Source organism: Bordetella tumbae (assembly GCF_054780995.1).
In genome coordinates this window covers 616,476-630,021 of sequence record NZ_BAAGVG010000018.1, presented here as the reverse complement: position 1 = coordinate 630,021, position 13,546 = coordinate 616,476, and the positions used below count along the sequence as shown (strand labels likewise).

General features: G+C 57.8%; 15 protein-coding genes. 7 read left to right on the top strand and 8 right to left on the bottom strand.

Annotated elements, in window-relative coordinates:
• Nucleotides 1–163: 163 nt before the first annotated feature.
• Nucleotides 164–679 carry a GNAT family N-acetyltransferase gene (locus ACYVI2_RS17735; RefSeq protein ID WP_415815967.1) on the top strand — a complete coding sequence of 172 codons (516 nt, stop codon included), beginning with the start codon at nucleotides 164–166 and terminating at the stop codon, nucleotides 677–679.
• Here ACYVI2_RS17735 and ACYVI2_RS17730 read toward each other — a convergent pair.
• From ACYVI2_RS17730 to ACYVI2_RS17720, 3 genes are all read right to left on the bottom strand, one after another.
• Nucleotides 676–1,437 (bottom strand): slipin family protein, encoded by a 762-nt coding sequence (locus tag ACYVI2_RS17730; RefSeq protein ID WP_415815965.1) that lies wholly within the window; start codon nucleotides 1,435–1,437, stop codon nucleotides 676–678. The genes ACYVI2_RS17735 and ACYVI2_RS17730 overlap by 4 nt on opposite strands.
• Before the next feature lie 42 nt (nucleotides 1,438–1,479).
• Entirely contained in the window at nucleotides 1,480–2,856 is a 1,377-nt protein-coding gene (locus ACYVI2_RS17725) for an NfeD family protein (protein WP_415816504.1), read from the bottom strand.
• Between the two features lie 197 nt (nucleotides 2,857–3,053).
• The gene (locus tag ACYVI2_RS17720; RefSeq protein WP_415815963.1) at nucleotides 3,054–3,773 is read right to left on the bottom strand and encodes a FadR/GntR family transcriptional regulator; all 720 of its coding nucleotides are present in this window, start codon (nucleotides 3,771–3,773) and stop codon (nucleotides 3,054–3,056) included.
• Between the two features lie 302 nt (nucleotides 3,774–4,075).
• Between ACYVI2_RS17720 and ACYVI2_RS17715 the strand changes: the two genes are divergently transcribed.
• Together ACYVI2_RS17715 and ACYVI2_RS17710 are read left to right on the top strand one after the other, a co-directional pair.
• Nucleotides 4,076–4,951 (top strand): fumarylacetoacetate hydrolase family protein, encoded by an 876-nt coding sequence (locus ACYVI2_RS17715; protein ID WP_415815961.1) that lies wholly within the window; start codon nucleotides 4,076–4,078, stop codon nucleotides 4,949–4,951.
• A gap of 62 nt (nucleotides 4,952–5,013) precedes the next feature.
• Entirely contained in the window at nucleotides 5,014–5,982 is a 969-nt protein-coding gene (locus ACYVI2_RS17710) for a Bug family tripartite tricarboxylate transporter substrate binding protein (protein ID WP_415815959.1), read from the top strand.
• Between the two features lie 21 nt (nucleotides 5,983–6,003).
• On the opposite strand, the gene ACYVI2_RS17705 is transcribed toward ACYVI2_RS17710, so the two are convergent.
• The 5 genes from ACYVI2_RS17705 to ACYVI2_RS17685 form a co-directional block, all read right to left on the bottom strand.
• Nucleotides 6,004–6,918 carry a LysR family transcriptional regulator gene (locus ACYVI2_RS17705; protein WP_415815957.1) on the bottom strand — a complete coding sequence of 305 codons (915 nt, stop codon included), beginning with the start codon at nucleotides 6,916–6,918 and terminating at the stop codon, nucleotides 6,004–6,006.
• A gap of 32 nt (nucleotides 6,919–6,950) precedes the next feature.
• Nucleotides 6,951–8,174 carry an alpha/beta hydrolase gene (locus ACYVI2_RS17700; RefSeq protein WP_415815955.1) on the bottom strand — a complete coding sequence of 408 codons (1,224 nt, stop codon included), beginning with the start codon at nucleotides 8,172–8,174 and terminating at the stop codon, nucleotides 6,951–6,953.
• Nucleotides 8,175–8,239: 65 nt separating this feature from the next.
• On the bottom strand, nucleotides 8,240–8,752 hold the full coding sequence (locus ACYVI2_RS17695) for a DoxX family protein (protein ID WP_415815953.1): 513 nt from the start codon (nucleotides 8,750–8,752) through the stop codon (nucleotides 8,240–8,242).
• A 9-nt stretch (nucleotides 8,753–8,761) separates the two neighbouring features.
• Complete coding sequence (locus tag ACYVI2_RS17690) at nucleotides 8,762–9,268, bottom strand: DUF1097 domain-containing protein (protein WP_415815951.1); 507 nt, start codon at nucleotides 9,266–9,268, stop codon at nucleotides 8,762–8,764.
• A 222-nt stretch (nucleotides 9,269–9,490) separates the two neighbouring features.
• Nucleotides 9,491–10,459, bottom strand: a complete 969-nt coding sequence (locus tag ACYVI2_RS17685) for a Bug family tripartite tricarboxylate transporter substrate binding protein (RefSeq protein ID WP_415815949.1) — start codon at nucleotides 10,457–10,459, stop codon at nucleotides 9,491–9,493.
• 88 nt (nucleotides 10,460–10,547) lie between these two features.
• On the opposite strand from ACYVI2_RS17685, the gene ACYVI2_RS17680 reads away from it, so the two are divergent.
• The 4 genes from ACYVI2_RS17680 to ACYVI2_RS17665 all read left to right on the top strand — a co-directional run bounded on the left by ACYVI2_RS17680 (nucleotide 10,548) and on the right by ACYVI2_RS17665 (nucleotide 13,542).
• On the top strand, nucleotides 10,548–11,372 hold the full coding sequence (locus tag ACYVI2_RS17680; RefSeq protein ID WP_415815947.1) for a TauD/TfdA dioxygenase family protein: 825 nt from the start codon (nucleotides 10,548–10,550) through the stop codon (nucleotides 11,370–11,372).
• A gap of 131 nt (nucleotides 11,373–11,503) precedes the next feature.
• Entirely contained in the window at nucleotides 11,504–11,815 is a 312-nt protein-coding gene (locus tag ACYVI2_RS17675) for a BufA1 family periplasmic bufferin-type metallophore (protein WP_415815945.1), read from the top strand.
• Between the two features lie 31 nt (nucleotides 11,816–11,846).
• Nucleotides 11,847–12,767 (top strand): MNIO family bufferin maturase, encoded by a 921-nt coding sequence (gene bufB / locus ACYVI2_RS17670; protein ID WP_415815943.1) that lies wholly within the window; start codon nucleotides 11,847–11,849, stop codon nucleotides 12,765–12,767.
• Nucleotides 12,757–13,542, top strand: coding sequence for an HvfC/BufC family peptide modification chaperone (locus ACYVI2_RS17665; RefSeq protein ID WP_415815941.1), 786 nt, complete (start codon nucleotides 12,757–12,759; stop codon nucleotides 13,540–13,542). The genes bufB and ACYVI2_RS17665 overlap by 11 nt, the downstream gene beginning before the upstream one ends.
• Nucleotides 13,543–13,546: the final 4 nt, after the last annotated feature.

The window sequence follows — 13,546 nt, the reverse complement described above, 5'->3', positions numbered from 1 at the left end:
CCCAGCGCCTCGCACGTCTGCACGATAGGTCATTAAATACCACGCCGCGTATGGGCATGGTGACATAGCTGCATCTCCAAAGCAGCAAGTGCTGTGCCGCCGAATTGTTGTGGTGCCCTCTCGGTTCGCTCTATATTCCCGGAAAACCCCAAAGGATGAACCCATGCCGCTACAATTCCGACACGAAACCCCAGACGACGCCGCCGCCATCGAAGCGGTCACTGTCGCGGCCTTTGCCGAGGCTCCCCATACCAGCCATACCGAGCAATTTATCGTGCGTAGTTTGCGGGTAAACAATGAATTGACACTCTCGTTGGTTGCGGAAGAACAGGGACAGGTCATCGGCCACGTAGCGCTGTCGCCCATCACCATCACTGACGGACACGGCAACGAGATACTCGGCTGGTATGGCCTGGGGCCAATCTCTGTGCTGCCGGCCAGACAAGGGCAAGGCATCGGCTCCCGCCTGATCAAACTAGCGCTGGCCGAACTCGGTTCGCAACGAGCCCTTGGCTGCGTAGTGCTAGGCGAACCGGCGTATTACATGCGCTTTGGCTTTCAGCCCCATACGGGTCTGCAACTACCAGACGTACCGCCGGCGTATTTCATGGCATTGGCATTGCACGGCCCCGTGCCTGTTGGCACCGCGCGCTATAGCGATGCCTTTAACGCCGCCTAGGTTTTTTCTGCCATACCCTTTAGCACCTGTCCGAGCTCAGTCGGAAAAGGAAAGACTACGGTCGAGTTATTCTGCGAACCGATGATGGCCAGTGTGCTCAAGTAGCGCAGTTGCATCGCCTCCGGCTGCTGTGCCAGGATTCGCGCGGCATCCAGTAGCTTTTGCGCTGCTTGTTCCTCGCCTTCCGCATGAATGATTTTGGCACGTCTTTCGCGCTCTGCCTCGGCCTGGCGCGCGATGACGCGGATCATGCTCTCGTCCAAGTCAATGTGCTTGATCTCCACGTTTGCCACCTTGATACCCCACGCGTCAGTCTGCGAATCCAGGATCTCTTGCACGTCGTTGTTCAGTTTGTCGCGCTCGGACAGCATTTCATCCAGATCGTGTTTTCCCAGCACCGAGCGCAGTGTCGTCTGCGCCAGCTCGCTGGTGGCTTGGCGAAAATTCTCGACCTGGATCACAGAGTGTCCCGGATCAATGACTCGGAAATAAATAACAGCGTTCACTTTGACCGACACGTTGTCCCGCGAAATCACGTCCTGGCTGGGAACGTCGAATACCATCACACGCTGGTCTACGCGCACCATTTGCTGGATGACCGGCACCATCAAAATTAGCCCCGGGCCTTTCACGCCCGTAAAACGTCCCAGTGTGAAAATCACGCCGCGCTCGTACTCGCGCAATATACGGATTGACAATGCAACCAGCACAACAATCAAAACGATGACGGGTCCGTAAAAGGTCAGTTGCGTCAACATGGCAAGCTCCAAGATAAAAGGGTTCGGCCTCGGGAAAACGCTTCACCGCCTCACCGGCGGGAGATGAGCAGAAAAGCTGATGTCCACCCGAACGTGCAAGGTCAAACCTTGCACAGCGGCAATTACTACCGTGTCGCCAGGCATCACGTCCGTGGGACCGACAGCGCGCCACCGCTCGCCGGCCGCTGACACGTAGCCTTGCTCCCCTTCCCAGCTCAGCACCTTGGCGCGCTGGCCGATCAACGCATCGGCCCCACTGACATTAGGCGCCTGTCGCGAACGCAATGCCAGTCGACCGATCAGGAACGTCATGCCCAGGCTCGCAACCGCTATACCCGCCACCAGCGGCAGCGATACTTCATAGGCGGAAGACTCCGTATCCACGAGCAAAAGCGAGCCGAGCACGAATGAAATCGCCCCCCCTATGCCCAGGATTCCGACTGATGGAGTAAAAATTTCCGCCACCATGAGGGTCATTCCCAACAAAGCCAGGCCGAGCCCGGCATAGGTCAACGGCAAGGCGGACAGGGCATAAAGACCAACCAACAGACAGATCGCGCCTATGACGCCAGGATAAAACGCGCCAGGACTCATGAACTCGAAGATAAGCCCATAGACGCCGATCATCAGGAGTATCAACGCCAGGTTGGGATTCGTGATGACGCCCAGCAGACGTGCGCGCCAATCGGGCTCTCTGTGCTGGATCTGGAGTGCTTTGCCATGCAGGATCTTCTCGCTGTTGCCGACCTTGACGGTGCGTCCGTCCACCTTTTGGAGCAGATCCGGAATGTCGTCGGCGATCAGATCGATCACATTCTGTTGGCGTGCTTCGCCTGCGGACAGGCTCGCGGCGGAGCGAACCGCCTGTTCCGCCCAATCGGCGTTGCGACCGCGCAGCGCAGCCAATGACCGGATATAGGCTACGGCGTCGTTGATCGCCTTGGATTCGCTTGCGTCCTTAGGCCCCGCAGGCGGGAGGCGATCGACACGGTCTTTCGATGGTTTCTCATCGGGTTTTTGTGCGGAGTCAGCAGGCTTGTCGGTCGGTTTGGAAAAGTCGCCGCCGAGCGATATCGGCGTAGCGGCCCCCAGATTCGTCGCGGGCGCCATGGCCGCGATGTGACTTGCATAAAGGATATAAGTGCCAGCACTGGCCGCGCGCGATCCATTGGGACTCACGTACGAAATCACGGGCACAGGCGAAGCAAGGATCGAGCGGATGATCTCGCGCATCGACGTATCGAGCCCGCCCGGCGTGTCGATGCGCAGCACTACCACCGCAGCATTCTGATCGTGCGCGACGGCCAGGCCTCGAACAAGGTAATCCGCGGTGGCGGGACCGACGACACCGTCCAGTGATAACACGATGGCGGATCGTTGGCGATCGTTCTCAGGCAGGGGCTGGCCCCAAGCGCTCATGATGGCGACCGCCCATAACAATGCAATACCGCACACCATACGGAACGTCGATCGCGCTCCGGCCGTTGGACTCTGGGGTCGAGTGATGACCATGAGTTGGGCCCTCCGGGATGCTTTGAGGATGGCAATAGGCTCACCCTCGCTATACACGGTACTCCTTTTGCTTGTGCTCAGCTAATCACTGCCATACCCCTATCTCATTCCGTCGCTGGCGGATCAAACAGATTTTTCTGAATCTGCACTAAATGGGCAACCAACGCCTCGCGCGCCGATTCCGCATCCCGGTCTTCCAACGCGGCAACGATGACACGGTGTTGGCGCTCATATTCGGCGCGGCGCTCGCGGGTGAGCGAATTACGTTTGAGCCTGCCCCAATCGTCCTGCTGCCGGACGCGATTACTGAGCGCCAGTACTTGCAGAAAGAAGTGATTGTGCGTGGCGAGTGCGAATGCCTGGTGCAGCTCACCGTCCCACCGCTCGAACTCTTCGACGGTCTGAGCGCGCTCACCGTTGACCAGGCATTCATGCATGCGGGAAAAATCGCTACGCGAGGCATGGCGCACGATCAAGGTCGGCATGAGCGGCTCGATCAACAGGCGGGCCTCCATGAGCTCGGCGGGACTGGTTTGATCCAGTACAAGATCATCACCACCAGCACTTACCGATTCCTCTAGTGCAGGACGCGCGGCGAATGTGCCGCTGCCGACCGTTTGCGTAATCCAGCCGCGATCTCTCAACGCTGCCAGTACGCGTCGTACAGAACCTCTCGATGTATTGAAACGCTGACTCAGCTCTCGCTCAGCGGGTAGTTTCACACCAACAGGGATCTTTCCCGAGCGAATCTCTGCTTGCAGATAGGCCGCCAAAGCTTGTGCCCCGGCACTACGCAAACCCGATACAAGTACGTCTGATGTCATGAATGGCTGGATGGATAAAAAAAGCCCCCACGCCGCGCCTTCGACTTGCTGCCCCCCAAGGGGGCGTTTTTGCCTTGGGGCGGCCCGGCGACAAAAAAACAATGCTGACAGCATAGCATTCCTATACCAATTGGTACTGCAATAACGAGAACGCCGATTCTCCAAATTTTTCCAAAATCAGGGTTATTGCGCGGCCACCTGCAGAACCATATACTCAATTTTCAGTACCAATAAATCCAATTGGTACATAAATGGTCCATATTCTTACCGCGACCACCGGCATCACCCATCGAAGGAAATCTATGCGTATAACCACTTACACGAAAGATCAACAACGCTATGTCGGCGTTGTCAGCGACGATGCGCTGACGGTGCAGGCATTATTGGATATCCCTCCCGGAACGACCGAGCATGGTGTGCTCGGCCTGATACAGGCATTCGCAGACCCCGCCAGGCTCGCTACCGTGAACCGTGCCGCCGCAGTGCCATTGGAGTCGGTAAAGCTGCTTGCCCCCGTGCCGCGCCCCCGGCGCAATATTTTCTGCGTCGGCCGCAACTACCATGCACATGCCAAGGAGCTCTCTGGCTCGGTATTCAAGGCCAACAATGCGGATCCCGCAGCATGGCCCATCGTTTTCACCAAGGTGCCCGAAACGGTCATCGCGCACGGTGAGGATGTCATCCTGCCCGCTGGTATCACCGAGCAAATCGACTACGAGGCTGAGTTGGCGATCGTGATCGGCAAAGGCGGCAAGAACATCAGCAAGGCCGACGCGATGAGCCATGTGTGGGGCTACACCATCGTCAACGATGTGACCGCGCGCGATGTGCAGATGCGGCATCAACAATGGGACTTGGGCAAGTCGTTCGACACTTTTTGCCCCATGGGGCCATGGTTGATCACGGCTGACGCGTTCGATGCCACCAATACGCGTGTGCGCTGCTGGGTCAATGACGAACTGCGGCAAGACGGTCAGACACGCGACCTGATTTTCGACTTGCCTACGTTAATCGAGACCTGCTCGCGCGGGATATCGCTTTACCCGGGCGACATCATCGCGACTGGCACACCTGCCGGCGTGGGCATGGGGTTCAATCCGCCTCGCTACTTGAAATCCGGTGACCGCGTTCGCATTCAGATCGATGGCATCGGCACACTCGAAAACACCTTTAGATAGGCCGTGCGAGTGGCAATGTATTAGAAAAAAGCCCGCAGTAGGCTTCGGTGAAGGAGACAACATTGAAAACGACGACATTAAAAACACTCGCAGTCGGCATGACCCTGATGGCCTCAAGCATCGCTTGGGCCGATTATCCAACCCGCCCGATCACCATGATCGTGCCTTTTCCTCCCGGCGGCGTGACCGATACGGTCGCACGCCCCATCGCCGATGCGCTTGGCAAAGCGCTAGGGCAACAAGTCGTCGTCGAGAACAAGGCAGGAGCAGGCGGCGCCATCGGCACCGGTGAGGCAGCGCGCGCCAAGCCAGATGGCTACACCATTTTGCTGATGCTCTCGTCCATCTCGATTTTGCCGGAGGCGGACAAAATACTGGGCCGCAAAGCGGCATACAACACCACGGATTTCAAACCCATTGCACGTATCACCGCAGATCCCACCGTGCTGGTAGTGTCTGCCAAATCCCCCTGGAAAACAGTCGATGAATTTGTCGCAGCGGCCCGTCAGGCGCCGGGTAAAGTCGACTACGGCAGTTCGGGAATCTATGGCTCCATGCATGTGCCCATGGCCATGCTGGAAAAAAACGCGAACATCAAGATGACCCATGTCCCCTACACCGGCGCGGGCCCGGCCGTAGCGGCATTGCTGGGCGGCCAGGTCGATGCGATATCCACGGGCCCCTCCAGCATTCTGCAGCATGTCAAGGCAGGCACGGTACGGCCCCTGGCGCATTGGGGCGACAAGCCGCTGGACGCATTGCCCGATACCCCGAGTTTGGCCGACAAGGGATATGACGTGAAGTTTGTCCAGTGGTCAGGCATCTTTGTGCCAAAAGATGTGCCCGCCGACGTGATCAAACGACTGCGCGATGCAGCCAAGACCGTGGCAAATGATCCGGATGTACAGGCAAAAATCCTGGCGGCAGGCAGTCCTATCGATTACCTGGATGCCGATGCGTTCCAGGCGTATTGGGACAAAGACGATGCGTTATTGAGAAAAGCGGTGCAGGATATCGGGAAAGTGGAATAACACGCCAACGCATCTCAGCGGTCATTGATCGCTGGATGCCCCGAACCTCTCCTCATACAGTTCGCGAACCCAGTCAATGAATACGCGCACCCGCGGCGAAAGCTGACGGTGAAACGGATAGAGGGCGCAAATTGGCAAATCGGGGCAACGCCATTCCGGCAGGACTTGGACCAGCCGGCCGGCCTTCAGGTGTTCTTCCAATCGAAACCGCGGCACCTGGATCAATCCGCAGCCGGCCAGCGCAGCAGTTGTATAGCATTCGGCATCACTGACCGAAATCCAACCGCTGGCTTCGAATTCTTGTACCTCTCCGTCCATGATCACAGAGAACGGGTAACGGTAGCTATTTCCGCGAGAGAAAAAGCCTATCCCTTGATGCTGTTCCAGATCGCGAGGATGTTCCGGTGTTCCAAATTGGTCCAAATATTCCGGACTGGCGCAGATGATCTCTGGCAGGTCCGCCAATTTTCTGGCGACCAGCGTAGAGTCACGCGGCTGGCCCGCCCGCACTACGCAGTCGATACCCTCCTTGACCAAGTCGACCAGGCGATCACCGCTGCTGAGCACCACATCGATATTCGGATAGCGCTCTCGAAACTCGGTGATACGGGGCAACAGGATCATCGTCGCATGTACGCCATGCACGTCCAGCCTCAGCGTTCCGCGTGGATTGGCGACGTGCGTGCTGAGCGAGGCTTCGGCATCCTCGAGCTCGGCCAAGACACGCTTGCTGCGCTCATAGAAAGCTTGCCCATCCAAGGTCGGCTTGACGTGACGGGTCGTGCGATCCAGCAATCGCGCCCCTAATCGGCTCTCCATCTGCTTGATAGCGTGTGTCGCGGTCGCACGCGGCAGATTCAGCATTTCTGCGGCTTCTGTAAAGCTGCCAAGTTCGACGATTCGATTGAACAGTTGCAGGGTGAGAAATCGATCCATGGAGCGCCAGTCGTTACATTAGTAAAAGCACGCTAATCCAGCGCCGTGTGCACCGATGGGCGCTGGGCGAACTCCTTGGCAGATTCGTCCAGCACTTGGGCCATGATCTGATTCTGCCAATCGAAATAAGGATTGAAGGTAAGCCGCGCGTGAATCTTTCCTGGCTCAATATAGCCCCAGTCAGAGAACCAGACAGGCGCCCCTTGTTGGCATTCGGTACGCGCCGCTTCGGCCTGCCCATTCCAACACATACGCAAGCTGCCGTTGGCGCCATACAAATCATTGCGCGGAGAAAACAGTACGCCCATATGGGAAAACTGGCTGATCTGCAATTCCGGCAGATAATCCGACCGCACCAAGACTCGTTGATCCTGCTGGAATAGGTCCCGATCTTTTCCATACCAGATCAACCGACTCGCCGGATGGGTGAACTGCGTGGTGAATACGTTCGACAGATAATTGCTATCGAGCACCGAATCGTTCTCGGCCACGACCATCAGGACGGGCTTGCCATAAGGCGTGCCGCGCATTGCCTGCCGCACCGAGCGGCTGCTGCGGTAAAACTGCGCAAAGCCATTCGTTGGCACGTTCATATACCGTACAACAGTCTGCATCGGTCGGCCGTTATCCGCCGCCAGCAACCAGGGGCGGGCCCAACTGACGAGAGGCGCTAACCAGTCAAAGGAACTGTTCGACATAAAGGCGGGCGAAAAGAGCAGCAGCCCTTGGATGTCGGGATGCGCGTAAGCATAATCCAGGACCAGATTGGCGCCGGTCGAGAACCCACCCAGATAGACCTGATCGACGTCACGGCTCAAGGCCTGCGCTTGTTCTGCCACCACTCGGCGCCAGTCCTCGAGTGTCACATCCAACATGTCCTCTGGACGCGTACCATGCCCCGGCAATAATACCGTGCGCGCCAGAAAGCCCTGATCGGCCAGCTGCTGGCCTATATCGTGAAAGGACCACGGCGAGTCGCCCAGCCCGTGAACAAGCAGTATCCCTTTATGGGGTTGCCCTGTCGGCCGCCATTCATGAGGCGCATTCCATTCGATTTCCGCAACCTGGTCCGCGCCCTGAAAGGCGCGCCGCTGCTGCAGCAGCTGGACAGTGTCCTGCCGATATGTGTCAAAGGAAATCTGACGCAGGGAAGCATCTGGACGCTCTGTCACAGCACATGCGGCGGTGATCAGCAAAGCGGCAATACCGAGCGCTGCACGGCCTAGCACGTATATCCGACGACGGGTTGTTTTCACGATGACATTCCCTATGCATGCAGGGCGCTACGGTAGGGGCAGCCGCAAGCCGAATGTCACACGACTCAAATGGAAACTTTGAGCTTGCGATCCACGGCAAAACTGCCACTGCCACGCACTGCAATATACAGCGCTAGAAACAACATCAGCATGGGAAACTCTATGCCACGGTCAATCCACGGCCAGGTGGGGCCCAGTGCATAACTGATTCCCGCCATCTGCACGGCGATAGCTAACGCAACAGGACGAGTCCATAACCCGATGGCCAGCATCACCGCACCGATGGTCTCAAGCAACATGACGAGAAACGCTAACTGCGGCGCAAACGGCAGCCCCATTACGTTCTGGATGAGGTTGATCGAACCCGCCATGGGGTCAGCCATGGACCCGTGAGAAGTGCCCAGGGCCTTGGGCAGACCGTGTGTGAGCATGACGATGCCAAAGGCCACACGCAGTACTGCGTACAGCACAGGTTCTGCTCGGCTGTAGAGCGAGCCCAGTGCGGGAAATAGCAGTCGATCGGCAGAAAGCGATGGATTTTCGGCAGGAACAGGGGCAGTAGAACGAGAGATTTGCATGTCGCCGCCTTAAGGAACGAATTTCGGTTGACCTGCATTCTGGTGAATGCGCTTTTGCAGTGCATGCGCCAGAAACGCTGCGGTCGCCCCCAGGGTGGCTGCCACGGTCAACATGGTGAATGCCGACATCGAAGGCGGCTGATGCGAGGCGAAATAGGCAACCAGGCCGAGAAAGAAACCCAGCAGGTTGTTGAACACGGGCACTTTTGCCAACGAGAGGGCAATGCCGGTGACCGCGAAAACAACGGCACTGATTGCGTAGCCACCCAGCAGAGGAGTGAGTACGGCCATTGCATGTGCGGCACCAATACCGAGGGCCAGGCCTATCAACACGCAAGCCAGATTGATTGCGCCTTGTTTCAGGTTCACGCCCCGCGTGAAAAAAGAAATCCAGCCTACGAACATGGCCCATACGGGCACTTCCAGCGCTGCCGTGCTGAGCGTCGCCGCGGATGACGCGATGACGGCCTCGCCAATCACGACTTTCAGATGGGTAGATGTCCCGCTATTTGCCATTGGAGCCTCCCTGAGACGCGCTCAGTCTTGTAGTCAACGATTCGAGAGCTCAAACGGACGAGGCCGTTTGCACCATGGGGGCATGATGTCATTTGGCCAAAAATGATTAAATAGCGTGAAATTGCCTTGTTAATTCGAAAACAATCAACAATTAGGCAGCAATGAGTATGTCCCTGCTGTGCTCGTCGGACTGCGAGCAGGACGGGTAGCCAGGCACCGGGATCACTCTACCCGCGCGCCGGACGCCTTTACCACCTCTGCCCAGCGCTCCAAAGCCGCGTCGACCTGCTGGCCAAAATCCTCCGGCGTAGAGACGTAGGTGACAGCGCCTTGCGCCGCAAATTTTTGCTGGATCTCCGGGGTATTCAACAACGCACTGATATCGCGATTCATGAACTGAATCTTGTCCGCACTGACACCAGACGCCGTGAACAACCCAAACCAAGGATTCACGTCGAATGACGGATAGCCCTGCTCCGCAATCGTGGGAATATCAGGAGCGTTGGCTGATCGCTTTGCACTGGTCACGGCCAACGGCACCAGCGTCTTAGAATCGATATAGCCCTTGACTGAAGGCAGACTGGTGAATACCACATCGATCTGGCCGCCCAGCAAGTCCTGAATCGCAGGTGCCGCGCCTCGATACGGTACGTGCGCCATTTTGACATCGGCGGCGGAATTGAACATTTCTCCCAGCAGATGATTAACCGACCCATTGCCGGCCGAGCCATAGGTCACACGGCCTTTTTTTGCGGCCTCGACCAGATCGGGCAGGCTCTTGATGCCGGACTTGGGGCTGGTCACGACAACGAATGGCAAGGTTGCCAAGGTCGCAACGGGCGTGAAGTCTTTCTTCACATCGAACGGCAAGCTCTTGTACAGCGCCGGATTGATCGCGTGAGAGCCCTCATAGCTCATCAACAAGGTGTACCCGTCGTCGCCGGCGTTCACCACATATTCCATACCGATATTGCCGCCAGCGCCTGCCCGGTTTTCCACGACAACCGGCTGTTTCCATTTCTGTCCCAACGCCTGCGCCATGATGCGGGCCAGGGTATCCGATGCGCCGCCGGGTGCTTGCGGCACGACCAGATGGACCGGCTTGTCGGGAAAGGTCTCGGCGGCGATAGCCGGCCCCAGCATACAGGCGGCAGCCAGCGCCGAACTCGCCATTTTTAGGATCACTCGCATCTTGTCTCCGTATGATTTATCGTTGTGCTATCAATCATACACATGGCGAGCGGTCGTTCGGAACCTGCACGTCAAATACGGAGACACTATGGAAACCCGGAAAATTGCAGGCGCGTTGGGCGCAGAGATCAGCGGAATCGACTTGCGACAAAAGCTCGACAGCTCGCAAGCCCGCGCTGTGCGCCAGGCGTTGCTTGAGCATCAGGTCATTTTTCTGCGGGACCAGGACCTGACTCAACAGCAGTTTCTGGACTTCGCCAACGCCATGGGTACGCCGATCGAGTATCCGTTCGTCAACGGGCTAGACGGATTTCCCCAAATCATCGAAGTCAAAAAGCTGGAGGACGAGCGATCGAATTTCGGCGGAATCTGGCACTCGGACACCACCTATCTGGAAGAGCCTCCGATGGGTTCCATGCTGCTGTCGCGCGAGATCCCACCCTATGGAGGCGATACGCTGTTTGCCAATCAATACCTGGCCTACGAGACCCTATCCGACACGATGAAACGTCTATTGGACGGATTGCAAGGCATCAGTACATCTGCCAAGGCAGACGTATCCCGCACACGCGAAGACCGCATCAAGTCCGACGGCAAAAAAGAAGCCCCCCAAAACTACATTGCCGAGCACCCCATTGTGCGCACGCACCCGGAAACAGGCCGCAAATCGCTATATGTGAACGTTGCTCACACTGCGGGCATCAAGGGTATGAGCGATCAGGAAAGCGCGTCGCTGCTGGCGTTCCTGTTCGAACACCAGGTCAAGCCGGAATTCACCTGTCGATTTGTCTGGTCGCCTAATGCGATTGCGTTCTGGGACAATCGCTGCACCATGCATAACCCTATCAATGACTATCATGGGTTTCGCCGCGTCATGCACCGTATCACGCTAAAAGGCGATCGCCCCAGCTGACGATGTAACGGCCTGACCTGAGCATCCGACTTAAAAAAAAACGCTCACCCTGTAACCCAATCTCCCATTGCAGCGAATTAGCTTATGTATCCGCTATGGATACCACTGATCCAACCAATGGAGAGATTCACATGTCCGCAAAAACCACCGTCACGTCCGCACTGCTTGCGAGCGCCGTCGCCACCGTCTTTGCTTCACTCGCTCATGCTGCCCCGCTGAGCAAGGCCGAGGCCGATGCGGCAGCGGCTGCACACAAGGAAAAGTGCTACGGCGTCGCGCTAAAAGGTCAAAACGACTGCGCCGCGGGCCCTGGCACGACCTGCCAAGGCACCTCGACCATGGACTTCCAGGGCAATGCCTGGAAATTCGTCAAGGGCGGCACGTGCACCAGCATCATGACCCCGGCTGGCGGCCACGGCTCGCTCACCCCGATCAAGTCCTGATATCGGTCCTGCAATGCAAACGGGGATGGCCATGGGTGCTCCGATCGAGCTCGAGGCGACACGCACGCCCGGCCATCCCTGGCCGTCGGTCTCCGCAGCGCAACAACTGGCCGGCGTGAGCTTCAAACACGTCCATCTGCACGACATTCTGGCAGATGCGCTGGTAGAGGGTTTCTTTGAGGTCCATGCCGAGAACTATATGGGCATGGGCGGCCCACCGCATCGCATGCTGACGGCCATACGGCAAGACTATCCGCTGTCCCTGCACGGCGTCTGCATGTCGATCGGCGGCCCGGATGAGCTGGACACCGGCCATCTGGCGCACTTTCGGGATCTGGTGCGTCGCTATGAACCCTCGCTCGTGTCGGAGCATCTCGCGTGGTCCTCGCATGGGGGCACGTTTTTTAATGACTTGTTGCCATTGCCCTACAACCAAGACACGTTGGCGCGCGTGTGCTCGCACATCGACCAAGTACAGGATGCCATTGAACGGCCGCTGCTGCTGGAAAATCCGGCGACGTATGTCGCCTTTGCCTCCTCGACAATGAGCGAGATCGACTTCATCAAGATGATGGTGCAACGCACCGGTTGCGGAGTATTGCTCGACATCAATAATGTTTTCGTCTCCGCCGCCAATCACGGGTTCTCCGCGAGCGCCTATCTCGCCGAGTTTCCGCTCGAACAGGTGGGTGAGATACATCTGGCGGGACATAGCGCACAGGTCGATGATGAGGGCGATGCGTTGCTGATAGACGGGCATGATCGAGCCGTGGCCGATGTCGTCTGGGATCTCTATGACAGCGTCATCGCGCGGGGCGGGTCAAAACCTACCCTGATTGAATGGGACAGCGATTTGCCTGACTGGCCGATCCTGCGCGACCAGGCATTCCGGGCCCGCCAGATCATGGCGGCACACCGTGCATCGCAACCGCGAGCCCATCATGTCGCATGAATTCCCGACCTGCCATCCTCCCTACGCCGCCTCATTCGCGATGGGCCTGATGAATCCGGCACACGAGCCCCCAGACGAGGTAATAGCCCGCGCCGGCAAAGGCGTGACGCAGCGATATAACGTATACCGCAACAACGTGACCGTCAGCCTCATCGACGCGCTGGCCGCGATTTATCCCGCCGTGCAACGCATTACAGGGGTTGAGTTCTTTCGTGCGATGGCACGATTCCATGTGAGGGCGACACCTCCCACGTCCGTGTTGCTGTTCGAATACGGCCGGGATTTTCCAGACTTTATCGAATCCTATGAGTATGCGCGAGACATGCCCTGGCTCGCCGACATCGCCCGTATCGAGCGCGCGTGGCTAGATGCCTATCATGCCGCGGACGTTCCAGTGCTCGCCGCTGATGCACTGGCGACGGTCGATCCCTCCCTGCTGGCGACCCTGCATTTCACACCTCACCCCGCTGCTCGGGTGCTGCAGTCCATATATCCGGCAGTAGCCATTTTCACGATGAATAAGGCCGACGGTCCCGTCTCGCCACTGCGCTCCAACGACGCCGAAGACGCGCTCATCACGAGGCCCGACGCCGATGTGATCGTGTCTCGCTTACCCGCCGGTGGCGCAGTTTTTCTGATGTCCTTGCTCCGAGGCGCCACGCTTGCCGAGGCCGCCACCACTGCCTTCGCAGACTCTCCCTCTTTCAATCTCGCCGCTAATCTGGGCGGAATGATAGCGGCGGGCGTGTTCTCGACTATTCACTACGGAGACTGAACGA